This is a genomic window from Streptomyces sp. A2-16, assembly GCF_018128905.1.
Taxonomy (GTDB): domain Bacteria; phylum Actinomycetota; class Actinomycetes; order Streptomycetales; family Streptomycetaceae; genus Streptomyces.
Map to the genome: position 1 here is coordinate 3,392,182 of NZ_CP063808.1, position 26,699 is coordinate 3,418,880.

At 69.5% G+C, this 26,699-nt stretch carries 19 protein-coding genes; 17 read left to right on the forward strand and 2 right to left on the reverse strand.

Annotation, left to right across the window (positions count from 1 at the left end; genetic code table 11):
• Nucleotides 1-2 precede the first annotated feature (2 nt).
• Both IOD14_RS15335 and IOD14_RS15340 read right to left on the reverse strand, forming a co-directional pair.
• On the reverse strand, nt 3-3,431 hold the full coding sequence (locus IOD14_RS15335) for a CHAT domain-containing protein (RefSeq protein WP_212670503.1): 3,429 nt from the start codon (nt 3,429-3,431) through the stop codon (nt 3-5).
• Between the two features lie 825 nt (nt 3,432-4,256).
• Entirely contained in the window at nt 4,257-7,034 is a 2,778-nt protein-coding gene (locus tag IOD14_RS15340; RefSeq protein ID WP_212670504.1) for a LuxR family transcriptional regulator, read from the reverse strand.
• A 209-nt stretch (nt 7,035-7,243) separates the two neighbouring features.
• On the opposite strand from IOD14_RS15340, the gene IOD14_RS15345 reads away from it, so the two are divergent.
• The 17 genes from IOD14_RS15345 (at nt 7,244) to IOD14_RS15430 (ending at nt 26,683) form a co-directional block, all read left to right on the forward strand.
• The gene (locus IOD14_RS15345) at nt 7,244-8,011 is read left to right on the forward strand and encodes a hypothetical protein (protein ID WP_212670505.1); all 768 of its coding nucleotides are present in this window, start codon (nt 7,244-7,246) and stop codon (nt 8,009-8,011) included.
• An 80-nt stretch (nt 8,012-8,091) separates the two neighbouring features.
• Nucleotides 8,092-10,014 carry a S41 family peptidase gene (locus IOD14_RS15350; protein ID WP_212670506.1) on the forward strand — a complete coding sequence of 641 codons (1,923 nt, stop codon included), beginning with the start codon at nt 8,092-8,094 and terminating at the stop codon, nt 10,012-10,014.
• Nucleotides 10,015-10,282: 268 nt separating this feature from the next.
• Nucleotides 10,283-10,990: a BTAD domain-containing putative transcriptional regulator gene (locus IOD14_RS15355; protein WP_212670507.1), complete on the forward strand. Its 708-nt coding sequence runs from the start codon at nt 10,283-10,285 to the stop codon at nt 10,988-10,990.
• Nucleotides 10,991-11,099: 109 nt separating this feature from the next.
• Nucleotides 11,100-12,332: a DUF4255 domain-containing protein gene (locus IOD14_RS15360; protein WP_212670508.1), complete on the forward strand. Its 1,233-nt coding sequence runs from the start codon at nt 11,100-11,102 to the stop codon at nt 12,330-12,332.
• Entirely contained in the window at nt 12,329-14,257 is a 1,929-nt protein-coding gene (locus tag IOD14_RS15365) for an ATP-binding protein (protein WP_212670509.1), read from the forward strand. The genes IOD14_RS15360 and IOD14_RS15365 overlap by 4 nt, the downstream gene beginning before the upstream one ends.
• A complete protein-coding gene (locus IOD14_RS44265) occupies nt 14,245-15,471 on the forward strand; it encodes a DUF4157 domain-containing protein (protein WP_249125916.1) in 1,227 nt (408 codons plus the stop codon). Before IOD14_RS15365 ends, IOD14_RS44265 begins: the two co-directional genes overlap by 13 nt.
• 1,240 nt (nt 15,472-16,711) lie before the next feature.
• A complete protein-coding gene (locus tag IOD14_RS15380; protein ID WP_249125917.1) occupies nt 16,712-18,283 on the forward strand; it encodes a phage tail sheath subtilisin-like domain-containing protein in 1,572 nt (523 codons plus the stop codon).
• 19 nt (nt 18,284-18,302) lie between these two features.
• Nucleotides 18,303-18,827, forward strand: coding sequence for a phage tail protein (locus IOD14_RS15385; protein ID WP_212670512.1), 525 nt, complete (start codon nt 18,303-18,305; stop codon nt 18,825-18,827).
• A complete protein-coding gene (locus IOD14_RS15390) occupies nt 18,827-19,555 on the forward strand; it encodes a hypothetical protein (protein WP_212670513.1) in 729 nt (242 codons plus the stop codon). The genes IOD14_RS15385 and IOD14_RS15390 overlap by 1 nt, the downstream gene beginning before the upstream one ends.
• 1,086 nt (nt 19,556-20,641) lie before the next feature.
• Entirely contained in the window at nt 20,642-20,860 is a 219-nt protein-coding gene (locus IOD14_RS15395; protein WP_212670514.1) for a hypothetical protein, read from the forward strand.
• Nucleotides 20,857-21,516 carry a hypothetical protein gene (locus tag IOD14_RS15400; protein WP_212670515.1) on the forward strand — a complete coding sequence of 220 codons (660 nt, stop codon included), beginning with the start codon at nt 20,857-20,859 and terminating at the stop codon, nt 21,514-21,516. Before IOD14_RS15395 ends, IOD14_RS15400 begins: the two co-directional genes overlap by 4 nt.
• A gap of 9 nt (nt 21,517-21,525) precedes the next feature.
• The gene (locus IOD14_RS15405; RefSeq protein WP_212670516.1) at nt 21,526-21,819 is read left to right on the forward strand and encodes a hypothetical protein; all 294 of its coding nucleotides are present in this window, start codon (nt 21,526-21,528) and stop codon (nt 21,817-21,819) included.
• Complete coding sequence (locus tag IOD14_RS15410; protein WP_212670517.1) at nt 21,819-22,928, forward strand: hypothetical protein; 1,110 nt, start codon at nt 21,819-21,821, stop codon at nt 22,926-22,928. Before IOD14_RS15405 ends, IOD14_RS15410 begins: the two co-directional genes overlap by 1 nt.
• Nucleotides 22,925-23,410: a phage baseplate assembly protein V gene (locus tag IOD14_RS15415; protein WP_212670518.1), complete on the forward strand. Its 486-nt coding sequence runs from the start codon at nt 22,925-22,927 to the stop codon at nt 23,408-23,410. The genes IOD14_RS15410 and IOD14_RS15415 overlap by 4 nt, the downstream gene beginning before the upstream one ends.
• Nucleotides 23,410-23,736 carry a hypothetical protein gene (locus IOD14_RS15420; RefSeq protein ID WP_212670519.1) on the forward strand — a complete coding sequence of 109 codons (327 nt, stop codon included), beginning with the start codon at nt 23,410-23,412 and terminating at the stop codon, nt 23,734-23,736. The genes IOD14_RS15415 and IOD14_RS15420 overlap by 1 nt, the downstream gene beginning before the upstream one ends.
• Nucleotides 23,736-24,098, forward strand: a complete 363-nt coding sequence (locus tag IOD14_RS15425; protein ID WP_212670520.1) for a GPW/gp25 family protein — start codon at nt 23,736-23,738, stop codon at nt 24,096-24,098. The genes IOD14_RS15420 and IOD14_RS15425 overlap by 1 nt, the downstream gene beginning before the upstream one ends.
• Nucleotides 24,098-26,683: a putative baseplate assembly protein gene (locus IOD14_RS15430; protein ID WP_212670521.1), complete on the forward strand. Its 2,586-nt coding sequence runs from the start codon at nt 24,098-24,100 to the stop codon at nt 26,681-26,683. The genes IOD14_RS15425 and IOD14_RS15430 overlap by 1 nt, the downstream gene beginning before the upstream one ends.
• The last annotated feature ends 16 nt before the right edge of the window (nt 26,684-26,699 follow it).

A 26,699-nucleotide genomic window follows, 5' to 3' on the forward strand; every position in this document is an offset into this window, starting at 1 on the left:
CCTCAGATCGTTGGGTTCACGGGGCCCGAGTGACCGTGCAGCACGAAGGCGTCGGCCACCCGGGGAGGCACGGAGTCCCGTAGCGAGCTGCGCGTTCGCTCCAGTTGGCGCGCCAGGGGCAGTGCCGGCTCTGCCAGACAGCGAGCGAGCAATTCGTTGATGACGAGCTGGGCGGGGCCGACAGCGACGGGCCATAGCGGCGCCACGAACCACAGGATCCCGGATGTGAGGAAGGCGCGCGCGAGTCCGGTCTGCTCCCCGCCAAGGGTGACGCCGGAGCTGCCGCTCATACAGGCCGTTGAGAGCACGGCACGGCAGCGGCCAGGCTTATGGGCTATGTCGGTCCAGTCGTACAGGTAACGAGGTCCGTAGTCGGGCCGGTTGAACACATCTGGCAGCGACGGGGGTGCCTGTTGGCCGTCGGAGAGAAGCAGCCCGAAACGGCCGCGGGTGCGCTCGGCGACGCCGTGGCAACTGAGCTTGAGCCAGGTCGACTTCTTGACGAGCTCGGCGACGGCGGCCCGTGTGGCAGCCGTGCCCGAGGCCACCTCGTACGGAGCTCCGTACTCCGTGCACAAGGCCCGCAGCCTCTCGCCCCCTTCCGTCAGCGTGGTCACGAACGGCTCGAAGTCACCGTGGGACCAGCAGCGGATCTCCCCGACCGCGTCGGCCTGCCGGGCGGCCGCGGTCGCCTCGTGGGCGAGGGAAACCGCGACGGCCAGGCTTGGGCTCAGGGCCACGGCACGATCCGGCATGGCCATATGAACCGGCACGCCGACCATCGGCGCGGACGGCACGACCGTCAGCGGTGCGGCCGGATCAATCGGAAGGCTTACGAGCGCACCTGCCATCGCATCGCGGAAGGCGCGGAATTGGGCAACATTTTCGAGGACGTCACGGGAGTCCAGAGCCGGTGTCCGGTCCAGGCGCCCCGCGATACGCTCCCCAAGGCGGTGGACGAGCCCGGTGTGCAGCGGTTTCCCCCGGTGCACGGTCGTGCCGTCCCCGACGACCACCAGCAGCGGCACCTGGGCTTCCCCGCCGTCGACCCACTGCAGAACCTGCAGTGAGGTGCCTTCCGGCGCGCACACATCACCGCCGACCGGCAGGTGCTCGCGCGCGATCTGCAGGGAGAGCTGAAGCGATGAACCAAGGTCCGCGAGCGTGCTGAGTGTGCGGTCGTGACCGGGGTCCTCAGGAGCGGCGGCGAGCCGGACACCGAGGTGGCGGACGTCGGCCAACGTGTCGGCGAGCGTCACAGTGGTGGCACCCACCGTCGCCGCGCCGGCGAATTCCGTCATGAACATGGCTGCCTGCTCGACGTGGCGGTCGACGTCCTCCCACCGCGCATCGTCGATGGCCATCTCGGCCGCCGTGGTCGCGGCGTGCAGGCCGAGGAGCGGATGGCGGAGGGTGGCGAGCGCGGTTTCGACCGTGTCCCGGGCCAGTGCGGTGTCGCCGGCCAGGCGCACTGCTTCCGCCCAGGTGAGCGCAAGCTCCGGATCGTGCGTGGCGCGCGCCGGTAAGCCGAATCGGCGCGCGAGCTCGACCGTCGTAGCGCTCAACTCCGGACTGGGCTCGGCGCACCGAAGTGCGGCGACCGCACCGGCGCCGAGCGTGAGCAGATGCAGGCGCGCCGAGACGAAGGGGCTCGTGCGTACTGCGTCGAGCAGCGACGGGGTCTGCTCTTCCCGGCCCAGGTTGCGGATGTTGGTCTGCCGCGCTGCCAAGAAGCGTGTCAACTGATCGTCGAGCGGCTCTGACTGTGCGAGTTCGGCTGCCTCGTCGAGTACGGCCTGCGCTTCCTGCCACTGACCGTTGCGCTGGAACGCCAGCCCGAGGGCGAAGAGTGCATCGAACCGCGCGCGTCCGTCGAGGCCATCGAGAAGGTCCCGGATTTCCGCGATCGCTCGGGGTAGGTGTCCGGCGTCCCGCAGCGCTCGTGCGCGGTTGAGCCGGAACAACCGGACGTCGTCATCGTGCCCTTGTCCTTCGACCGTCACCAGCGCTTCGTCGTATGCCGTCAGTGCCGCTTGTGTGTCGAGCAACGTGTGCAGGGCGTTGCCGCGCTCATTGAGCAGGCTTGCGCGGCCTGTTGCGGACGCGTGAGGATCGAGGGCATCCCAGTCGAACGCTTCTTCCACGTCGTCGAGTAGCGAGAGTGCTCGACGTGGTTCCCCGCTGTCCGTCAGCCGCTTGGCAAGTGTCCGCACAGTCGGCACCACCATGTTCAGCCGTGCGGGCTCGAGCCGATCGAGCAGCAGGGGCACCAGCGATACTGCGTCGTCGATCGCTGCGGAGGCCGCCGTTTGTGCGAACATCTCGGCGACTGCCTGGGGAGCACTTCCCCGCTCGGCGGCCACGGCTAAGGCAAGGTCGACATATTCGGCGATGTTCTCCAGGGGCCCATGGATGCGCAGCCGGTCGCCGTATCGCCGTAACACCTCTACGCCGTGGCCCAGTGTGGAGGCGATCGCCGCCATCTCCTTGATCTGTTCCTCATCGTCGATCGACGAACGTCCGGCGAGGATGTTGCGCAGGATGTCCTCGGTGTCCACCAGCCCGCGCCACATGGTGGGATCGTCGTGCACCTCCACGCCTCGACGGATGGCCGCCACGAGGCCCTCAGCCAGTTCCCGGCGCCGCGGGGAGCGCCGCTCGCCCGCGGCGGCCCCGAGGGCGGCGTCGATGACGACAGGATCCGCGGATTCCTTGCCGCTCCGCGCCACCAGCGCGATGGTGTGCAGTACCCGCTCGTCCTCGAAACAGGCGGGCACGAAGTGCTCTTCGACAGCCGCGTACGGGTCGAATCCCGCGAGCGGTGTCCCGGCGAAGACCTCGAAGAAGCCAATGGTGAGCTGGAACCGGCGCGCCTCCTCAAGCCGGGAGCGAGCGTCGTCCTGTGTAGCGCCATCCGGGAGCTCGGTGAAGACCAGGACGCCGGGGCGCCCGACCAGCGCGAGCGCGGCGTGGTAGGCGCGATCACGCGGTCCCACCGGCGCCAATGGCGGCAGGCCGTCTCTGGGGGTGCCGCGGACGATTTCCGCCAGCGTGTCCAGGCGAACACTGGCCAGGGCCGAGAGCCCGACGGCTTCCCGGAACTGCGCGATGTCGTGGACCACTTCCGCTCTCCAACCCGCCGGGAGGTTTGGGAGCACCGCGTCGAGCAGGTGGCCCACATCCTCGTCGGACGACTCGGTCGGCGGTCGCAGCAGGACCAGCTGGGCAGGCGTGATCGACACGACGTAGATACGCTCGACACGCACATTGGCACGCAGACACTGCGGACACACGCCGAAGCGCGAGGCCCCGGTGATCATATGCTCGATGTCGTCGAAATCTCTCGGGAAGCCGGCCTGAACGACCTCGAATCCCCCTGCCCGAACGGCAAACGCACAATACGGGCACGCAACCGTGCCATCTTCCCCCATGTGCGGACGGTACTGCCGAACCATGGCAGTGGGGAGTGCTTCATCCCGAAGCGTCCATGACCGTCCGCGCGACGCGGGCTCCCCTGTCACCCTCGCCTCCGGCGACCCGCGGCGCTGGGCTCGGTCAGGGCCCAGCCTTCCGGGAGGCACTGGTATCGCTGGGCCGGTCGGCCATCTCCCCTCACTCGGCGCACGGCAGTTGCGTCCGAACCAGGCAACATGGCCGACCGGCCTAACCACCGCTTGGCTTTGCCCTGTTGTCTCATACCACGTTCGGAATTGACCGTAGGTCCACGCCTCACCACACGGAACATGCCGTCGGTGACATCACCGTCGTGGAGCTGTGTGGCGAGATCGACATCTTCACTGCGCCGCCCGTCGCACCCCAATCCGGTGCGGGAGTCCTGTGCAGTGCACGGAACGAGCCGAAGCACACTTGGGAGCTGGACGAGATCGCCGTGGGTCTGTCGAAGCCGTGGCCGGGGTGCCTGCTGTCGGCAGCTCAGTGGGGCCGCTGCTGGGGGAGTGTTCGCCGGATTGGGTGCCTGGCCATCCGCGACTATGAGACGAGGCGACCATCCGGCTGTGCTGCCACACTGGAGCTCGCGTATCCGAGGCCGGTGGTTGGCACAGGAAGCGTGCCGGAGCACGTCGTCGGGTCCCCCGGCGGATATCCCGCAATCAGCATGGCAGCCGTGAGGTGGCCGAACGCGGCCCGTGACACCGGTGGGGCGTATCCGGCGGTATCAAGCGATTGTCGGTTGAGCACGTGCCCTTCCGTTGGCGCGGGCGGGGCCTTGGTCGAGGAGCCCGGCGTCTGTCGCATCAGCCCACGGCTCCCGCCTGCGCCAGGCAGCGGGCCAGGTCAGAGCGCGATCGGATGCCGAGCTTGCGGTAGATGCGGGTGAGATGTGCCTCCACCGTCTTGCGGGACATGAACAGGGCCGCTGCGGCCTCGACGTTACTGAGGCCTTCCCCGACGGCGCGGGCCACTTGAAGCTCCTGCGCCGTAAGGATGTCCACCTGTGGCCGCTTGGCTTCGCCTGGCACGGGCCGTCCGCCGGCTGCGGCGAGTTCCGCCGCTGCCCTGGCCGCCCAGGGGGAGGCGCCGAGCGCGGTGAAGGCCCGCAGCGCGTTGCGGAGGGGGTCACGGGCTGCCGCCGGACGCCTCAGCCGACGCAGCGTCTCCCCGCACACCAGCCGGGTGCGGGCGAGTTCGTAGGGCATCGCGCGTCGGGCGTGTGCCTGTTCGGCCTCGGCCAGCCATTCCTGCACCGCGTCGGCTGATTCGGCGAGCATGGCCCGGCACCGGGCATGGGCCGCGGCCGGCCAGGCCAGGCCGGTGGATTGTGCGCGTTCCCGCAGCCAGAGGGCGATCTCCATGGCCTGCTCCTGGTTTCCGGTGCGGCTGTGCGCCTCTGCCAGGTCCGCGACGAAGGGCATCAGGTTGGGGTTGCCCAGCCCCATTTCCGCGGCCCCCGTGAACGCCCGCTCCAGATGCGTTCGGCACGGCCCGAGGTCCCCTGCCGCCAGGGCCGCAGAGCCGAGCGCGGACTGGGCGAAGATCTCCAGACCGGGGATGCCCTCAGCGCAGTGTTCCTCGAAGTACGCGATCCGATCCTCACAGGCGGCCCGGTCGCCGCGCAGTCCCTCCAGCCGCGCAAGCGACGTCAGTGCGTACCCGGTCATCGCTTTGTGGCCGAACTCCTGCCCCCAGCGCAGCGCCTCGGTTCCGTCAGCACGGGCCGCCGCCCATCGGTTCCACGACTCCATTTCACAGCGCCCCACCAGGGCGAAGGGCAGCAAAGCCGGGACACCGTCGCGCCGGGCCCGGTCGATCACCGCTCCGAACACCTCATGCGCCAGATCCTCTTCGTCCACCCAGGAGAGCGCCTGTCCGATCAGCACGGCCAATTGCCGCTCCTCCAGGGCCCAGTCACCGTGCAGCGCGGCCTTGCTGTCGAGCAGCAGCGGACGGCTTTCTCGTATCTGCCCTGCCAACGCCCTCGCATTGCTCTGCATCACCCTGCCCAGCTGCATCTCCGGTGCGGTGCCCAGCTTGCCTGCCAGGCTCTCGCAGAGGTCTGCACTGTCCGCCGCCAGGCGGATGTGGCCGCCCATCGCCGCGGGCATCACGGCCGCGCCGTACAGCGCGCAGGCACGTGCCGGGTCCACCCGCTCGGCGGTGCCCGCCGCCGCGATCAACAGCCGGTGTGCTTCGGCCTGATCGCCGGCCCAACTGCGTGTCTGACCCCGCAGTAGCTCAATGTCGGCGGTCACAGTCGGCTCGACGCTGTATCGCAAGGCCTGTTCGCACCACTCCCCAGCCTCGGCCGTGGCACCGGTGTAGAAGGCGTCGCGAGCGGCGTTCAGGAGACGTACGGTCTTGTCCTGCGCAGCCGGGGACAGCTGGGCCGCCCGGTGCCACGCCCTCGCCGAGACGCCGAACGCCCCGCGCCGCCGTGCCTGCTCCGCTTCCGAGGCGAGCGCCGCGGCCACCGTCTCGTCCGGCCCGGCCGCTGCATTCGCGAGGTACCACGTACGGAGTTCGCCCGACGACAGATCCGCGAGAATCCGGTACGCGCGCTGACGCTGGGCGACCGGGCAGTGCGCCAGCAGCAGAGGGCGCAGTACAGGGTGCCGCAGTTCGTAGGCCTCCTTTCCGGCGCGCACCAAGCCTGCCTCCTCGGCCGCTGCCAGCGCACCCAGCGACAGACCGACGGCATCCAGTGCTCGCTCCAGCACGGCGAACTCCGGGGAACGGCACACCGCGACGTACACCAGCGCGTCGCGAGTCCCTTGGGGGAGCGCCCGTATCCGCCCCTGCCAGGCCCGCTCCACCAGCGGACCCGGGGTCTGCCACCCCTGCTCGTCCAAGTCGTCGCCGCGCATCCGGGCCTGCACCAGCGCGTCCGCGTACTCCACCAGGACGAGCGGATTCCCCATGCTCAGCGGGACCAGCCGGGCCGCCGCGGGCTCTGCCGGATCCAGCCCACGCCGCCGCAGCAGCTGCCGGCACTCGTCGCCGTCCAGCGGGTCGAGCACCACTTGGGGTATGCCTTCCCAGGCGCCGTCCTCGCCGGGCTCCGTCCGCACCGCCATCACCAACGCAACTCGCTCGGTGTCCAGTCGCCGCGCGACGAACTGCAGCACGCGCCGGGACGAAGGGTCCACCCAGTGCAGGTCGTCGACGAGCACCACCAGCGGCTCGGTCTCACCCGCAGCGGCCAGCACTCCCAGGGTCCCCGCGCACACGGCGTACGGACTCGGGTCGGCGATGTCGGCCAGGGCGAGGCATCCCTCCAGCGCCCTGCGCTGAGCCGTCGGCACCTCGGCGAAGTACTTGCGGATCGGCAGCAACAAGTCGCCCAGGACGGTGTACGGAAGAACCGCTTCCGACTCCACACCTCGGATGTGCAGCACATGGGTGCCGGCGCGCCGGGCGGCGTAGTCGAGCAGTGTGCTCTTCCCGATACCGGGTTCGCCGAGCAGCAGCAGAGCTGCGCCCCGGTCGGGGAGCGAGTCCAACAACCCGTCCAGCAGCCCGCACTCCCGGCCTCGCCCGATGGGCGTTGCCCCGCCCCGTGACATGTGCTCGTCCATGATGCCCCCGCGCCCCCGAGCAGCGACGGATTCTGTGGTCGCAGCACCAGGGTGCCCTCCTGCGGCTGATCCCGGAGGGTGCTTTACGCAGAGCCGCAGCTTCCTGTCGGCCCGTCACATTCTGGTGGGGCGTGGGGAGTTCCCTGATGCGATCGGCCCGCTCCCGCAGTGGGCTGGCGAGGGGAGAGCGCTCCCCCAGGAGGCACGGAGTGGCTAGTCGTGACCGGCTCGATGCCGTCGTACTCAAGGTGACGTTGTCTCCGGGCCAGGCCCTCGCCGCAGGAGTGTGGGACGGCGACACAGGAGAGGAACTCACCGGCCGTGTCTGGTTCTGCGAGCGGTCCGACGTGTCTCCGGACCGGCTGCCTCTGCGGGACGCAGGGGTGATCCTCCGCCTGCGCGAGATACTGCACCAGCGCGACGACACCGTCGCGCAACTGTGTCCGTGCCGACGCTCCCGTATCGCCGGACACCGGCCCACGCGTGTGGAGGCCGAGTGGCGGGGTGAACGACGGGTGCTCTCCGCCGCCCTGACCACCACACACGCGGAGGGCACGGTCGCCGGGGTGCTCGCCCGCCGCGGTCCACTGCACGGACTGTTCAGCGGCGCCCAACGGTCCTTCCTTGACGAGTGCGCCGACTGTCCGGTGGACATCGACGCGCTCACCGTCCTCGGGCCGGTCGCCGTCCGGCGCTGGCCCCGACTCGCTTGGTCCGCCGTGGAATTGAACGTGGAGCACTGGCAGGTCACCGCCGTGACCCGCGGCTCACTCGACTTCGTCGAGCTCTCCCGCCGCGTCGACCCGCAGGGTGCCGAGATCGCCCAACTCTCCCTGGAGAGCGGGCTGCGCCGTCGTGGGGTCGACCTCTGGGAGGGCGCGGAGGGAGTGAGCGACCACCACGTCCTGACCCTCCTCGCCCGGGGAGACGGCAGGCTCCCCGGCAACCCGGACACCGGCCCCGGCGCGACACCCTAGGGCGTTCCCCGATGCCGTCCGGGGTGCCGGTGTGCTGCGCTGGGGGGCCGCAAGGGACATCGAGTGAAGGGGGATCACTGATGAGCACCTCAACGCCCGCTTGGGTGACCAAACAGCTGGGGGAGGCACCGACGCTGTCCGACTTCCTGCGCTCCGCGGGCACACTGACGCTCGCGGAGCGCCGGACCCTGGTCCAGCAGGCGCTCGTCCTCATCGAGCAGAACTACGCGCACCTGCCGCTGAAGACGGCGATGCACGCCGTGAACCCGGTCCAGCGGCTACGACTGCTGCTCACCCGGCTCAACCGGCAGTCCGACGGTGCGACCGATCCGGAGTGGCGCTTCCACGCGGAGCTGTCGGCGATCTTCCACTCCGTGCGGGACCTGCACACCAACTACGTACTGCCACGGCCCTTCGCAGGAAAGATCGCCTATCTCCCGTTCCAGATCGAGGAATACGCCGACGGGGCGGATCGCAGGTACATGGTCACCCGCGTGGTACGCGACTTCACCGCCCCCGGATTCGGTCCGGGAACCGAAGTCACGTACTGGAACGGTGTACCGATCGACCGTGAGGTCGACCTGTGCGCGGACCGTTTCGCGGGGAGCAACCCTGCGGCCCGGCACTCCCGGGGGCTGCAGTCGCTCACCATCCGGCCGCTCGCCCTCCACCGCCCGCCCGACGAGGAATGGGTGACCCTCGGCTACACCGGACAGGACGGAACAGCTCGCGAACTGCGTGAGCAGTGGCTGGTGACCGAGAACCTGCCGCCGTTCGTCAACGCGGACGACCTCGGCGTCGCGGCGATCGCCCAAGGCCTCGACCTGGGCGGTGACGAAATGAACCGGGCGACCAAGCTTCTCTACGTGCCGGAGGTGGTGGGCCTGGAGGAGGCCGGCGGTTCGACGGCCCTGACCACGGAACGCGCCGCGGCCGGGCAGGACATCCCGTCGGCCCTCCCGGGTTTCTTCCGTGCCCGTGCGGTCGAAACCCCGTCGGGGACGTTCGGACACATCCGCATCTTCAGTTTCAACACCACCGATCCCGACGCCTTCGTCGACGAGTTCGTCCGGTTGCTCGGCCTGATTCCTCGCGCCGGACTCGTCCTGGACGTGCGCGGCAACGGAGGCGGCCACATCCACGCCGCCGAGTTCCTGCTGCAGACGTTGACGCCGCGACGGATCGTCCCCGAACCGGTTCAGTTCATCAGCACGCCGCTCAACCTGAGGATCTGCCGCCAGCACGCCGAGAACCCGACCCGTCAGATCGACCTCGGCCCATGGTTCGCCTCGCTGGACCAGTCGGTGGAGACCGGCGCGACCTTCTCCGCCACCTTCCCGATCACGCCGGAGGCAGGGGGGAACGCCCTCGGCCAGCAGTACCACGGGCCTGTCGTGCTGGTCACCGACGCCCGCTGCTACTCGGCGACGGACATCTTCGCGGCCGGCTTCCAGGACCACGGCATCGGCCCGGTTCTCGGCACCGACGACAACACCGGCGCAGGCGGGGCCAACGTCTGGACGCACGCACTCCTCAAGTCCCTCCTCGAAGTACCCACCCCCGACCCCGAGTCCCCCTACCGACCGCTGCCCGGCGGCGCGAACCTCCGGGTCGCCATCCGGCGCACCGTACGGGTCGGCGCCCGGGCCGGTACCCCGGTCGAGGACCTCGGTGTCGTACCGGACATCCGCCACCACCTGACGCGTGACGACCTCCTCCACGACAACGCCGACCTGCTCGCCCGCGCGGGGGAGGCGCTCGCGGCCCTGCCGTCCTTCCGTCTGGACGTGGCACGCGACGCGCACAACGGCGCATTGTCCCTTCGCACGGCCGGGCTCGACCGCGTCGACGTCTTCGTCGACGACCGCCCGTGCACCACTGCGGACGTCACCGACGGCGACACCACGCTCACCGTCACCCCGACTCCTGGCCCGGCCGCCCGGATTCGCGTCGACGGATATGCGGCCGGCGTGCTCGCCGCCGCACGGAGCCTGCGCCCATGATCCACGGGCCCAAGCCGCCCGCCTCGCAGGATCGATACGAGGCGGTCTGTCAGGAGAATCGATACGAGGCGGTCTGTCAGGAGATCTGTGTGAACTGTCGCGCGATCGACGACTTCCACGCCAAGCTGCCGGCCTCCCTTCCTCCGCTGTCCGGCGCGGGCGCGGGAGTCCTGCAGGGCACAGTGGAGTGGCAGGCGTGCGGCCAGAAGGACCCCCGAGCCGCGGCCACGTGGCACTGCGCTGCCAGGCCGACACCGGCAGGCGCCTCATGACCACAGCTGATCGCTTCGCCGGCCTGTATCTGCTCGACCGCTTCCGGCTCGAACACGGTGCCACCTCCGTCGACGTGTGCGCGGGCGGCCAGCGGCTCCTGGCCTACCTGGGACTGCGCCGACACGCCACCCGCGCGGTACTCGCGGGCACCCTGTGGCCCGACGCCACCGAGGAACGCGCCCACGGCAGCCTCCGTACCACGTTGTGGCGGCTGCACCGCGAGTGCCCACCCATCGTCCGCAGCGGCGGGGACACCCTGTCGCTCGAGGACACCGTGCACGTCGACGCGCGAGCACTGGGCGAATCCGCGCTGAGCGTCGTACGGTCGACCGGTTCTCTCGGCGGTGAGCCGGCCCTCGACCTGCTCTTCAGCGGCGACCTTCTGCCCGGTTGGTACGAGGACTGGGTCCTGTTCGAGCGGGAGCGACTGCGTCAACTGCGGCTGCACGCACTCGACTCCGTGGCCGAACACCTCGCGGCCCAGGGGCAGCACGCTCTCGCCCTCGAGGCGGCACTGGAGAGCGTACGCATGGAACCGCTGCGCGAGAGCGCCCACCGGGCGGTCGTGTCGATCCACCTGGCGGAACACAACATCGCGGAAGCGGTGCGGCACTACCAGGCCTTCCGCACGCTGCTGCTGGCCGAACTCGGGGTAGAGCCGTCCGTCCAGTTCTTCGCGATGATGCGGCACGCGATGACGTGACCATACCCACAGGCACGGCCCCACCTGGGCGGTGACGGCCGGGTGACGTGGTCCCGCGACGGTGGGGGAAGCGGCCCACGAGCCCACCGGATGAAGGGGGCGCAGCGTCATGAGCAACGCCTTGGCCCTGGCGGCGGTCACCGCGACGCTCGCCCACGCCCTCGGCGAGGCGCTGGCCGCGCAGGGCGCGGGAGGAGTGCCCAACGTCCACGTGACGACGTTGCGGCCGGACCTTCCGGCCGCAACGGGCCCGAATGCCCGCGGTGTGAACGTCTTCCTCTATCAGGTGACTCCCAACGCGGCATGGCGCGGTGACGGTCTGCCGGCCCGGCGGACGGACGGTGCGCCGCTGGCCCCGCCTCAACAGGCCCTGGATCTGCACTACTTGTTGACATTCTCCGGTGATGAAGGCGATCTCGAACCGCAGCGACTCCTCGGCGTCGTGGTCAACACGATCAACGCACGGCCCGTTCTCACCCGGCAGCTCGTCCGCAGAGCGTTGGAGCAGGCGGTCGCGAGTGGCGATGCCCCGTATCTGGAGTTCGCCGATCTCGCCGACCAGATGGACGTCGTCCGCCTCACCATGCTTCCGCTGAGCCTGGAGGAGCTTTCGAAACTCTGGTCGACGTTCTTCCAGGTCCCTTATCGGCTCTCCGTGACCTATCAGGGATCGGTGGTGTTGCTGACCAGCGACATCGGCACGCGGAACGTGCTGCCGGTGCGTGAGCGCCATGTGGAGGTCGCTCCGTTCCGCGCGGTCGAGGTCACGAGGGTTCTTGCCGCCTCCGGGGCGGACGACCCGATCACGGCGGGTACGAAACTCCGGATCGAGGGATCCGGACTGGGCGGTGAGACGACCCGGGTCCGGGTGACCGGTGTCGAGGAACCCATCAAGGCGGACCAGGCGGCGGACACTCACCTCACGGTCGCCCTCCCGGCCGACATACGCGCGGGGGTACACGGACTGCAGGTCGGCCGGGATGCCGTCGAGTCCAGGACGGTGCCCGTCGTCGTACGGCCGGTCATCGCACCGGGAGGAGTGAGAGCGGCACCCGGAGCGCCGGGAACGGTCGACGTCACGGTGCCGATCAGCCCCCGGGTCGGGCGGCGGCAGCGTGTCGTCCTGCTCCTCAACGGCCATGGGGCGGCCTCGCCCCGTTCCTATCGATTCGTCGTACCGCCTCGGGGCGATGCGGAGGTCTCCGACCCGGACATCACCGTGGTGACCAAGGGCGTCGAAGCCGGTGACTATCTCGTACGAGTCCAGGTGGACGGAGCGGAGAGCCCGCTCGGTGGCGACACGGGGAAGGCCTACGACCGGCCGAAGGTGACGTTCCCATGATCGTACCGGCCACGCCCACCGACTGGACCGAGGCCAACCAGCGCTATCTGTCCGCCGAACTCGACGTGTTGCGGCACCGGTTGCTCGCCGACGGTGACCACGTTGCTCTGTCCGAGCTAGAGGACGTCTGCGCCGCCGCTCTGAAGGCCATGACCGCCCCGCCCGCGCTCGAAGACATCAAGAAGGCGTTCCGCCTGTCGGACTTCGAGCGGGACGTACTGCTGATGTGCGCCGGGGTGGAACTGGACTCTTCCTTCGCCGCGGCGTGCGCCACGGCTCACGGCGACCCGGCACGCCGGTACGCCACCTTCGGCCTCGCCCTGGCGGTGCTTCCCGGAGCTCACTGGAGCGCCCTCATCCCGGCTGCGCCGCTGCGGCGCTGGCGCCTGGCCGAGGTCGTCCACCCCGACGTGCCGACGACAAGCCCGCTGCGCATCGATGAACGCGTCCTGCACACTCTCGTCGGCGTGACCTACCTGGACATGAGGCTGGCGCCGCTGGCCCGGCCGGTGCCCGTCCCCGAATCTCTGCCGGCCGCGCTGGGGGACGCGGCCGACAGATTGACGTCGCTGTCCGTGCAGGTCGCGCAGGTGCACGGAGCCCAGCGGTCCAACCTGCTGGCGGTCGCTGCCGCCGCGTGTAAGGGGGTCGGTCTGCGCCCCTACCTCATGCGCGCCGCCGAGCTGCCGGCCGCGCCTGCAGAGCGTGAACTGCTCTCGCGGCTGTGTGAACGGGAGACCGCGCTTGGCGGCGTCGGGTGGCTGCTTGACATCGACGACGCACACCAGGCCCGCGCCGCCGTCGACTTCGCCTCCGTCACGGACGTGCGCACCGTGCTCATCGCCCGCGAGCCCCTGTCCGGACCGGACGCCCGCCCCCCGGCGATCGCCATCCCGCCCCTCGCTCCCGCCGACGCCCGGGCCCTGTGGACCGAGACGCTCGGCCCGCGCCGCGCCGCCCAGCTGAACGGCTGGCTAGACCGCGTCATCGGCCAGTTCGACCTCAGCCTCGACGCGGTGCGCGCCGCAGCCCGCGCAGCAACCTCGGACGCCCCCGCCGACACCGCGGGCCCCCGCCTCTGGGAGGCCTGCGCCGCCCAAGCACGCCCCGCCCTGGACGCCCTCACCCAGCGCATCCTGCCCCGCGCCTCCTGGGAAGACCTGGTCCTCCCGCCTCCGCAGACCCGTGTCCTGCGCCAACTCGCCACCCACGTACGTCACCGCCTGCGCGTCCTCGACGACTGGGGCTTCGGCGCCCGTGGCGGCCGTGGCCTCGGCACCAGCGTCCTCTTCGCCGGCCCGAGCGGCACCGGCAAGACCCTGGCCGCCGAGGTGCTGGCGCACGACCTTCGCCTCGACCTCTACCGCGTCGATCTGAGCCAGGTCGTGAGCAAGTACATCGGTGAGACCGAGAAGAACCTCCGCTCCGTTTTCGACGCCGCCGAAGCCGGCGGAGCGGTTCTCCTCTTCGACGAGGCCGACGCGCTGTTCGGCAAGCGCAGCGAGGTGAAGGACAGCCACGACCGGTACGCCAACATCGAGGTCAGCTACCTCCTCCAGCGCATGGAGACCTACCGCGGCCTCGCCATCCTCACCACCAACCTCAAGGACGCCCTCGACACCGCCTTCCTGCGCCGCCTCCGCTTCGTCGTCCAATTCCCGTTCCCCGACCAGGCCCTGCGCGCCCAGATCTGGCGCCGCGCCTTCCCGGCTGCGACCCCGGTCGACAACCTCGCCCCGGAACGGCTTGCCGGGCTTACGGTGACCGGCGGTTCGATCGCCAACATCGCTTTGGCGGCTGCCTTCCTTGCTGCGGACGACGGAGCCCCGGTCCGCATGCCGCACGTCCTGGCGGCGGCCCGGACGGAGTACGCGAAGCTCGAACGGGCTCTTACTGATGCGGAGGTACGTGGATGGGACAGCTGATGAAGCACAACGCGATGATGCGGCAAACGTTCGTGACTCCGGTGGCCACCGGACTGCTGCAGCGCTGTGGTGGTGTGCCGTGCCCGCCGGGGACGTGTGACCATGACGAGGAGTCCATTCTGCGTCGTTCGGACAGCGGTGCCGCGCCTTCTTCGGTTCCCCCGATCGTCAATGAAGTGCTGAATTCTCCTGGTCAGCCGCTTGGCGCCACGACCCGGGCGTACATGGAACCGCGCTTCAGCCACGACTTCAGTCGTGTAGGGGTCACGCGGCCGTCTCCGGCCGGACTGTCCATCGGACCGACGGACAGCCCGGCGGAGAGCGAAGCCAATCACGTAGCGAACCACATCACCGATCAGCCACCGAACGATCCTCTCCACCGGTACGACTTCGGCGACGTACGGATCCACTCCGACACCAAGGCCGCTGTGTCGGCACAGATGGTGGGCGCGCGGGCCTACACCGTCGGTAATCATGTCGTCTTCGCAGGCGGACAATACGCGCCAGATGGTTTGGACGGGACTCGGCTACTCGCCCATGAACTTGCTCATGTCGCTCAGAACGAGCCGCAGAATCAGCATGTGATCCAACGTCAGGCCATCCAAGGGCCGCCGGACCCAAAACTGTCACGATGTAAGGAATTGCTCGCACGCATCAAGAGCGCCGTAGCGGAACTGCTCGTCCGAGCATTCGACTTGGTTACCGACCCGCAGGGTCTCCAGTGGGAAAATTGGAACACGCCTAAGGTATTGCCTGACGGAACACGTATCGGCTCGGTGGTAGGTCATCAACATCAGTACGAAGGCTGGAGAAGCCGTCTACGCAACTTGATCTCCCAGTGGGACGACGACGACTGCAACACGACGGGACTACGCGTACCTGGCGAGGCGCGCGCACTCGTATTCAAAGTTGCGCCCGTACCAGTTCCCCGGCCGAAGCCCAATCTCGAGCCCAAACCCTGGGAGAGGCCTGGTGCCCGACGCGCGGGCGCTGCAGCAAAGGGGGCTGCCATCGGTGGAGGACTGGGTCTCGTGCTGGGCGGCATCGTAGGTGCGGTCCTGGGGGGCGGAGCCGGTACCTTCGTCGCTCCAGGCGTCGGGACGATCAGCGGAGGTGCCGCAGGGGCCGCCGCGGGGGCGGAGGCGGGCCTGAGCGTGGGTGCAGCGGCCGGAATCGCCATTGGTGGCCTCATCGGCTGGCTACTCGAAGGCTGAAGCCAATTGCCTAGTAATAGCCCCCACTGGATTCGCCTATTCCAGGCGCTCGGCCGCTCGGGCCACTTGGTACTACGGCCCCCTTACTGTCGATCACTCGTAGGGCTCCAGTGTCCAGCGCGTTCTGAACGCATACGTCGCAGTCCCCTGAGCAGGCGCGTCCAACTGCGTTGTTGTGCAAATCCATCTCCGTTTCATTCGCCGGTCCTGCACCGTGACGCTCGTGATTATCGGCGATGATCTTTGCCTGTCCGGCGCCGAGGGCGGACGCCATGCGGCAGTTCCAATAGGAGTGCCTCCAAGCATCAGCGGGCCCATTATGCAGACCTGGCAGCCCAGTCGAAGCCGCTTTGGTCAAGGCCTCTTGTGCGAGGGTTCCCGCGCGCCAGGCATCAATGGGCCCGATGCCCGTGACCGCATCCCACCTTTCTGAGAATGAGGCGCGACGCACCTCGCCTTGTCCCTCATTTCTGCCGACGAGAACCGGGGTTGAGTGCTGCGGCGAGGCATTCCAACCGAACCCGGTCGACGACTCGGCCGCCAGCTCTGCTGAATCGTGAGTGGATGAAACTGATCGAGGCTCCTGCGCAGGTTCTGCTGTCTGCTGCAGCGTGTGTACGAGTTCATGCGCGAGTAGTTGCTCACCTGCAGGTGTGTGCGGCCGATACTCACCTTCGCCCATGACCACATGACGGCCATACGTAAATGCCCGAGCGGATAACGCTCGTGCAGCATCAGCCGCTTCCCCGTCGGTGTGTACCCGTACATGGCTGAAGTCGTGGCCCAGGCGCTGTGACATGGCCGCCGTCGTGGCCGCGTCGAGCTGTTGGCCGCGTCGGCCGAGTATCTCGCCCACTATGGGCGGCAAGCTCGACTGGCCGGCTGCTCTGGCGCAGAGAGTTTTGGAATGAGTGGTCATCGGCGTCTCCCGACTCGGGCAGCCTGACCGGCAGCCTGATCCCAGAAGAGCAGGGGGGCGTCACTGCTACGTCACCAGGGGTCCTCCAACTCAAGTCCCGCGCGTGACGGACACGTGACGTGTGAGTGACGCGGACAGTAGACGATCCTCGCAGTCGGAAGGATCCGGCGAAGAGCGGTCGGCACCGGAGAGCCGGTGCGCCTCAAGGGAGTGCGCCGGCACCACGCACCGGAGAGAGGACGGCCCATCGTGCCCAGTGCGCTGACATACCCCGGGGTCTACATAGAGGAGGTCCCCAGCGGTGTCCGGACCATCGTCGGGGTGGCGACGTCGATCACCGCGTTCATCGGGCGGGCCTCGCGGGGGCCGTTGAACGAGCCGACCGCGATCTTCGGGTTCGCCGACTTCGAGCGGCAGTTCGGTGGGCTGGCCGCGGACAGCACCATGAGCTACGCGGTGCGGGACTTCTATCTCAATGGTGGGAGCAAGGCGCTGATCGTCCGAGTCGGCCACACACCGGCGGCGCCGGCGCCTCCGGCCGCACCCCCAGCGGCACCGGCCGCACCGGAAGTCGGCGCCTCGGCGGCTGTCATCGATCTGCCCACCGGGGCGGCAGCCGCCCCCGACGACAAGTTGACCCTCGTCGCCGCCAGTCCGGGGGCATGGGGCAACAACCTCAAGGTCGGGGTCACTTACCCGGATCCCGACGACAGCAACAAGAAACTCTTCAACTTGAGGGTTCTCGAGACCGACCCGGCGGACCCGAAGACCGTCGTGGCGAACGAGAGTTTCCTGGGCGTGTCGATCGATGCCGACAGTCCGCGGTTCGTACCTCATGTGCTGGCCGAGACTTCGCTTCTTGTCCGCGTGAAACAGCGGAACGACAAGACGTGGGTTGTCCCACCTACCACCCGGCCGTCAGTCACGGCAGCGGGCAAGGAGGTGCCGGCCACTGCGAACAGTGGAGGCGACGGGGATCCGTTGAAGGATGCCGATCTCACCGGGGAGAAGGGCAAGAAGACCGGGATCTTCGCGCTGGACAAGGCTGATCTGTTCAACCTTCTCTGCATCCCGCCACCGGTGCGAGACGGCAGCACCGGTGAAAGTGTGTATACGGAAGCACTGACTTACTGCGTCGCGCGCCGGGCCGTGCTGCTGGTGGACCCGGACGCGGCCTGGACGTCGGCGACCGACGCCGTGGCAAGGGCCAAGCTGGCTGCCCTCGGCCTGACCGGCAAGTCCGCGCGCAACGCCGCTCTCTACTTTCCCCGGCTCTTGGTCGCCGATCCACTGCGGGACAACCAGACGATCTCCGTCGTGCCCTGCGGGGCGGTCGCTGGTGTGATGGCCCGGACCGACACCGAGCGCGGGGTGTGGAAGGCGCCGGCCGGGCTGGACGCGGCCGTCGGTGGGGTTCGCGGTCTGACCGTCGAGATGAGCGACGACGAGAACGGCCGGCTCAATCCGCTGGGCGTCAACTGCCTCCGGACCTTCCCCCTGTTCGGGCGAGTGGTCTGGGGTGCGCGGACGCTGCGCGGGGCCGATCAGGCGGCGGACGAGTACAAGTATGTGCCCGTGCGGCGGCTGGCCCTGTTCATGGAGGAGACGTTGTTCCGGAACACCAAGTGGGTGGTGTTCGAACCGAACGACGAGCCCCTGTGGTCGCAGATCCGCCTGAACGTGGGCGCGTTCATGCACGACCTCTTCGTGCAGGGCGCGTTCCAGGGGAACACCCCGGCCAAGGCGTACTTCGTCAGGTGCGACAGCCAGACCACGACCCAGAACGACATCGATCGGGGAATCGTGAACATCCTCGTGGGATTCGCGCCGCTGAAACCCGCCGAGTTCGTGGTCGTCAAGCTTCAGCAGATCGCCGGCCAGATCCAGACGTGAGGGACGCGAGGGAAGAATAATGGCCCAGTTCACCGTCAACGAGCGGCGATTCGACCCGTACAAGAACTTCAAGTTCCGGGTCAAGTGGGACGGTCAGTACGTCGCCGGCGTCAGCAAGGTCAGTCCGCTGAAGCGCACCACGGAGGTGGTGAAGCACCGCAGCGGCGGGGATCCGAGCAGCACCCGGAAGTCGCCCGGGCGGACGGAATACGAACCGATCACGCTGGAGCGCGGGATCAGCCATGACCCGGCCTTCGAGCGGTGGGCCAACAAGGTCTGGAACTTCGGGTCGGGCCTCGGCGCAGAGGTGTCGCTGCGGGACTTCCGCAAGGACGTCATCATCGAGGTGTACAACGAGGCTGGCCAGGTCGCCATCGCCTACAAGGTGTACCGCTGCTGGGTGTCGGAGTTCCAGGCGGTGCCGGATCTCGACGCGAACGCCAACGCCGTAGCCATCCAGACGCTCAAGCTGGAGAACGAGGGCTGGGAACGCGACTACGACGTGCCGGAGCCCAGCGAGCCCACCTTCACCGAGCCGGCCTGATGGAGACCGCGAAGCGACTGCTGGACGCGTGGGAACGCGGGGCGCCCCAGGCTGCCACAGGCCGTGCCCTGTCCCTTCTGGCCGCCGCGGAACCGGAGTCGGGCATCGACGGGATCGCGGCGTTGAGCATCGGCCGCCGGGACGCCCGACTGCTGGAACTGCGCACCAGGCTCTTCGGCGACATCCTCGTGGGGCTCGCCACCTGCGCCGCTTGCGGCGAGCTCCTGGAACTGGAGTTCTCGGCGTCGGACCTCATGCTCGATCCCGCCTCCGCCCCGGACGAACCCGCCATCCTGCGGACGAGCGGGTACGAGCTGCGGGTCCGCCTCCTCAACAGTCGTGACCTCGACGGCATCGCCCAGCTCCCTGACGTCGCGGCCGGCCGGGACACGCTCCTGCGCTCCTGCGTGCTCGGCGCTTCGCGCGACGGTACGGAGGTTCCGGCCGACCAACTGCCCGCCCTCGTCCTCGACCTGATCGAGGAGTGGCTCGCCGCGGCCGATCCCCAGGCGGACATCGAGATGGCGTTGCACTGCCCGGGGTGTGCGGCCACCTGGCGGCAGGGGTTCGACATCGTCTCCTTCCTCTGGGCGGAGATCGACGCGTGGGCGCGCCGGACCCTGTACGACGTGCACCGCCTCGCCACTGCGTACGGCTGGCGCGAGGGCGACATCCTGGCGATGAGCGCGCCGCGCCGCCAGGCGTATCTCGACCTGGTGGGAACATGAACGGCCTCGCCGGCAGGCAGGCTGCGCGGATCATCGATCCGGCCGGGGCGATCCGCCCGCGCCTGACATCCCTCTACGAGCCGATCGCGCCGACGGACGACGGCCTGGGATTGAGCGGGGGCATGGGGGAGTCGGCTCCTCAAGATACGGAGCCGCCCGGGGACCAGGCGGCGGCATTGCCGGTCCCGGTCGGCACGGCGGTACAGGGGCCCGAGGCGGTGCCTGCGCACGGTCCGCAGGCACCGCCCCCGAGTACACAACGACGTGTCCCGCTACGGGCATCGACGCCCGCGGCCTCTTCAGCTGCGTTGGGTGAACCGCCTGCCGAGGATCGTGGGGCGACCCCCGTCTCCCGGCTGATCGCTCCACGCAGCGACAGCCGAGCCGTGGCACCTGCGTCGGCGCCGGTGGGGCGGGCCAGGGCTCGGCGACCGGGCTCGGCCGCCGCCGAGGAGACGGCGCCGCGCGAGGCGCGGACCGCCGCAGCGGCCGGTACGGCTCCCACTCCGGCCGCCGTCCTGCCCGTACGCGCGGACGGCGGTGCAAACGTTGCGCAGACGGCAGTCAAGCGGCGTACCGATCAGCTGCCGACCGGGCGTGACCAGCAGTTCCCCGACGACCGAGCGGCCGGATCGCCGGCCACCGGGCCTCAGCCGAACGGCCCGACGCCACCTGTGGCGCCCCCTGCCGTCCGGACATCTGCACCCAGCCCGGCGCGCGACGTGGGCCGGACGGCCGCTCCGAGCCCGGCCGTCGCTGCGGATCTCAGGCGCCTCGCGTCCGACGGGGACACCCGGCCCGCGGCTCCCGCACCGCCGACCGAAGCCGCACAGGCAGTGGCCCGCGCGGTACATCCCACCGTCACTCTCGTGCCTGCCACCGCCGCCCCAGCCCCCGGTCCTCGGCCGGAGTCTCCCGCCCCCGAGCCGCAGGAGCCCGTGATCAACGTGACCATCGACCACGTCGAGGTCCGGACACCCGCTCCGCCGGCTCCCGCCCCACCGCCCGCAGCCCATCGGCCGGGACCACCGGTGATGACGATGGACGACTACCTCAACCGCCGTCGCGGACGCGGAGGACAGTGAAGTGACCGTGCTGAGAACAGACCTGCGTATCGGACGCATCATTCTGGACGGACTGCCATCCGGCGCACACGACCGGGCGAGCTCGACAGCGGCCCTCGAGTCCGAACTGACCGGCCGGCTCGCTGAGGCATTGCCGCCCGGCGTCGATCCGTCGGCCGTCGCCCGCCGCACAGCCCGCGCCGTTCGCGCAAGCATCGAGCACGGGAGCGCCGAGCGATGAGTGCCTTCCCCGGCTCGCCCAGGCTCCTCAAAGGCGCCCTCGTCGGCACCGATCCGGCGAACCCCTTCGCGAGCGTGATCGTGTTCCAGTACAACCCGGAGCGGATGACCCGCCGGCTCACCGCACGGTCGGTCCGTGGCCACGAGGACGAGGGCGGCCGGTCGGAACCGTTCCGGCTGACCGGCCCTCCGAAGGAAGCCATCACCGTCAATGTGGAACTCGACGCGGCCGACCAATTGGAGATCGCCGATCCGCTGACGGTCGTGTCCGGCGTCTCGCCGGCCCTGTCGGCGCTCGAGATGCTGCTCTATCCGAAGAGCTCCACCGTGATCGCCAACACGGTCCTGGCCGAACTGGGCAACATCGAGATCATTCCGCCGCGGGCGCCGCTGACCGTGTTCGTGTGGGGGCCCCAGCGCGTCCTGCCGGTACGCCTGACCGGGTTCACCATCACCGAGGAGGCGTACGACACGGCCCTCAACCCGATCCAGGCCAAGGTCGACCTCACGCTCGATGTCCTCAGCTACTCCGACCTCAAGCGCTCCGACCCCGGCTACTCGCTGTTCCTCGCCCACCAGATCGCCAAGGAACTCAACGCCACGGCGGGGGCGGCCCGGAGCGTCCAGAACCTCGGCACCGCACTGAAGATCGTCTAGGGGGTCGTCATGTTCGCGGTGACCAGCCGCTACCACGGGATCGAGACCGCCGCCCTGTCCCTGCCGGGAGGGCGGGAAGTCAGGTACGTACGCCGGCGCTTTCTGCCGTCCGGCGCCCCGGACGTCGTCGCCTTGCACACGGTCGGTCAGGGTGAACGGCTCGACAACATCACGGCCCGCCATCTTGGTGACCCGGAGCGGTTCTGGCAGCTCTGTGACGCCAACGGCGCCATGCGCTCGGACGAGTTGACAGCCGAGATCGGCCGTCTTCTGGTGATTCCCGTTCCGCAGGGAGGGCGGTGATGGCCGATCTGGGGGTGCGGTTACAGCTTCTGCTCGGTCCGACGGTCGTCCGCCCGGCGCCCTACGACGTCATGGACGCGCTGATCGACGTGCAGATCTGGACCTCCGACCAGCAGTCGGACGCGTTCCGGATGACGTTCGCGCTGGGCAAGGACGGGAGCGCCGACTACGGACTGCTGCGCCAGGGCTACCTCGATCCGCCTGCGCGCGTGAGTATCGCCGTCATCATGGCGGGTTCGTTCGACGTGCTGATCAACGGCATCGTCACCGACCACCAGGTGGTACCCAGCGACCGGCCGGGAGCGTCCACGCTGATCGTGAGCGGTGACGACCTGAGCTTCGCCATGACCCTCAAGGAACACAGCACCACCTTTCCGGGACGGAGCGACTCCGAGATCGTCAGGAAGATCGTGCAGGACCACGGGCTGCAGCCCGACATCACCGCCACCGACGACAAGCCCACCGACAAGCAACGGATCCCGACGCGGCAGGGTACCGACCTCGACTGCGTGCGCAGGCTCGCCGAACGCAACGGGTTCGTCTTCTTCCTGGAACCGACCGCCGTGCCGGGCCGGAGCACCGCCTACTGGGGACCGCAGCCACGCGGCGGGCGACGGCAACCGGCGCTGTCCGTGGGCCTGGGCCCGGACGCGAACGTCGACGGCGCGGTCAGCTTCGACTTCAACGCGGCCGGTCCGGCCACCCCGCAGGTGACCATCCTCGATCCGCGCACCGGACTGACCGTCGACATCCCGGTGCCCACGGATCTGCTCGCCGCCCTGAGCGGAAGGCCGGCTGCGGCGCTGCGCACCGTGATCGCCAGGGACGTCGCCCAACTCGACGCGCTGCAGGCCGCGTTGCGTGCCCGGGTGACCGCCGGCAAGTCGTCCGACGCCGTGTCCGGTCGGGGTGAACTCGACGCCGTACGGTACGGGAGCGTGCTGCACCCGCGCCGACTGGTGGGCCTGCGTGGCGCGGGCCAGGGCTACGACGGCGACTACTACGTCCGCGAGGTCATGCACCACCTCCGCCGGGGCGCGTACCGGCAGAACTTCGTCCTCGCCCGGGAGGGCCTGGGGGCGGTTTCCACCCGGCTGGCGGTGTCATGAACGGCGGCGGGCCGGCGTTCTACGGCAAGTTCCGGGGCGTCGTCACCGACAACACCGACGACCGCGGACGCATCCGCGCCACCGTCGCGGACGTGTACGGCAGTGAGAAGAGCCCTTGGGCGCTCCCGGCCGTGCCGTACGCGGGCAACGGGGTGGGGCTGTATTTGATTCCGCCCGTGGGCGCGTTGGTGTGGATCGAGTTCGAGCACGGGGATCCGGACCACCCCGTCTGGAGCGGTTGCTTCTGGGCGGAGAACCAGGCTCCGGCCACCACGCCGGAGAAGAAGGTGCTCAAGACCGCTGCGGGCACGGTGACGCTGGACGAGACCTCGAACAAGGAGGCCGTCACCATCGAGACGGCGAGAGGGCTGAAGATCACGATCGACAAGAACGGCATCGAGATCAACGCCGGCAAAAAGGGCGTGATCAAGCTGACCCAGAACAAGGTGGCCGTCAACGGCAACGCCCTGGAGGTGACGTGATGGCCGGGTTTCTGTTGCACACCGACGCGACCGTGCGGTGTGCGCACACCGGAGCGGCGCAGCCGACCGCGTCCAGCGCGCGAGTCAAGATCGGCAACCAGGCTGTCGTCACCCAGCCGACCACGTACACCGTGTCGCCCGACTGCAAGGCACCGCGCCCGACAGCGGGCAACGGGCCTTGTGTCACGGCGAGTTGGACTTCGGCTGCGACCCGGGTGAAGGTGGACGGCCGGCCGGTGCTGCTCGACAGCGGCGCGGCGACCTGCGTTCCGACCGGCACCGGGCTGACCGTCATCGCCACGCAGGAGCGGGTCAGGGGGGTGTGATGCGGCAGATCGACCATCCCTTCCACGTCGACGGGTGCGGACGCACCGCGGACGCCGGAGCGGACGACCACATCCGCGACATGATCGAGCAGTTGCTGTTCACCAGCCCGGGCGAGCGGGTCAACCGGCCCGACTTCGGCAGTGGTCTGCTGCGCAAGGTCTTCGATCCGAACAGCCCCGAGCTGGCCACCGCGCTGCAGTTCACCGTCCAGGCCGATCTGCAGCGGTGGCTCGGCGACCTGATCGAGGTCCGCTCACTCGAAGTGACCGGCGAGGACGCCACGTTGCGCGTCGTCATCGAGTACATGGTGCGGGCCACCGGCGACGTCCAGCGGCGGACCCTCGCCCGGGGCGGCGCGTAATGGCCGGGACGCGGTTCGCCTGCGCGGACGAGCGGCGCCGCGCGGAGGTGCGCGAGGCCGGTGTCAACGGGCTCGACTACCTGGAGGTCAGCGAGGACCAGCGGACCCTGACCGTCTTCTTCCTCGGCAAGGCCCCCGAAGCGATCACGGAGGCCAACGTCCGTGTCGAGGGCGGCGCGGCAGCCACGCCCGTCGAGGTCACCGAGGTCCTCGTCCATCGGCAGGACGACCCGCGTGCCGACGACTGCATGGAGGTTCATCTCGACGCACCCGGCGACCGTTCGCCGTACGAGCTGCACCTGGTCGAGGCCGACGAGCGGGGCAGGCCCACCGACCGGACCCTGCCCGGCTTCGACCCCCGCTACGACCGGCTGTCGTTCGGCTTCAAGGTCAACTGCCCGAGCGATCTCGACTGCGCGGTGACATCCTCCTGTCCCTCCCCGCTGCTCCCCGAGCCGGAGATCGACTACCTGGCCAAGGACTACGCCGGGTTCCGGCAGCTGATCCTGGACCGGCTGTCTCTTGTCATGCCCGACTGGCGAGAGCGCCACCCCCCGGACGTGGGGATCGCTCTGGCCGAGATCCTCGCCTACGTCGGGGACCATCTCAGCTACTACCAGGACGCCGTCGCGACCGAGGCGTATCTCGCGACCGCCAGACAGCGGATCTCCGTACGCCGCCATGCGCGACTGGTCGACTACAGCATGCACGAGGGTTGCAACGCCCGGGTGTTCGTCTGCCTGGAGGCCGGGGCCGACGGACACCTCAACCCCCGGCATCTCCAGTTCCTCGCCCTGCACCGGCCCGCACCGGGCATCCCCGACATCCTCTCGCCGGACGACCTGCGCACAGTGCCCTTCGGGGGATACGAGGCCTTCGAACCGCTCACCGGCGAGCCGATCGAGGTCCGTGTCGCGCACAACCGCATCCCCTTCTACACCTGGGGAGAACGGAACTGCCGCCTTCCGGCCGGAGCCACCGGCGCGACCCTGCTGGACGCCTGGGCCGACGACGCTCCGGGAGAGCAGCAGGTGAACGGGGCAGAGCCGGACCAGGGAAGGCCACCGCGCCGACGTCGGCTCGCCCTGCGCGCGGGCGACGTCCTGGTCTTCGAGGAGGTGAAGGGCGTACGCACCGGAGACCCGGAGGACGCCGACCGCTCGCACCGGCACGCCGTACGCCTCACGCACGTCGACGCGACCCTCGTGGACCCGTTGTACGACCGGCCGTCGGGCCGCCCCGTCGTCGAGGTCCGGTGGGCGGCCGAGGACGCCCTGCCCTTCCCGCTGTGCCTCTCGGCGATCGGACGACCGCCCGAGTGCACGCTCATCGACGACATCGGCGCGGCGCGGGGCAACGTCGTCGAGGCCGACCACGGCCGAACGGTCCACCGCGAGTCACTCGGCACGGTGCGGGCGCCCGAGACGCCACCGCGCTGCGAGGACGAGGGCCGGATCGCTGAAACGACCGTGACGGCCCTGCCGTTCACGCCATCCCTGCAACAGCGACCGCTGACCTTCCGGCAACCCTGGACGCCGCACGGGCCCGCCTGCCGACTGACCGCGCAGAACCCCCGTCGAGCCGAGCCGCAGATCAGGCTCGCGCAGCGCGGGGGCGACGCGCCGCCCGGCGGCCATCGGTGGACGCCCCGGCCCGATCTGATGGACAGCGGGCCACTGGACCGGGACTTCGTCGTCGAGATGGACAACGAGGGCCGCGCGCATCTGCGGTTCGGCGACGGCCGGTACGGGCACCGTCCGGACCCGGGCACGCGCTTTGTCGCCGGCTACCGGGTCGGCAACGGACCCGCGGGCAATGTGGGTGCCGACACCGTCACCCGGCTGCTGTTGCGTGGCGGCCACGGCGACGGCCCGCCTGTCAAACCCCGCAATCCGCTCCCCGCGGGAGGCGGGACCCTCCCCGAGTCCCTGGACGACGTGAAGTCGCTGGCGCCCACGGCGTTCCGCACACGGCTGGAGCGGGCGATCACCACGGACGACTACGCGATGCTTGCCGCCGCAGGCGAGGGCGGTGCCCCACCGACGGTTCAGCGGGCGGCGGCCGAGCTGCGCTGGACCGGCAGTTGGTACGAAGTGCTCACCACCGTCGACCCGGTGGGCAAGGCCGAGGCCGACGACCGGATGCTCCTTGCCGTCGCCCGGCGCCTGCACCGCTACCGCAGGATCGGCCACGACCTGGTGGTCGCGCGGGCCGAGTACGTGCCGCTCGACGTCGCCTTGAGCGTCTGCGTGCGGCCGGGGCTCGTCTCCGGCCACGTCAAGGCGGCGCTCCTCGACATACTCGGCGCCCGGGAACTCCCCGACGGCAGCCGGGGGTTCTTCCACCCGGACAACCTGACCTTCGGCCAGGGGATCAAGGTGAGCCGCCTCACTGCCGCGGCGCAAAAGGTACACGGCGTGTCGAGCGTCGAAGTCACCAAGCTGGAACGGCTGTTCTGCGGGCCCGACGGGGAACTGGCCGACGGCGTCCTGCGGCTCGGCCCCTGCGAGGTCGCCTGTCTCGACAATGACCCGGACGCACCGGACCGGGGCCGGCTTGTGCTGCGGATGCGAGGCGGGCGATGAGCGGCCACTCGACTCC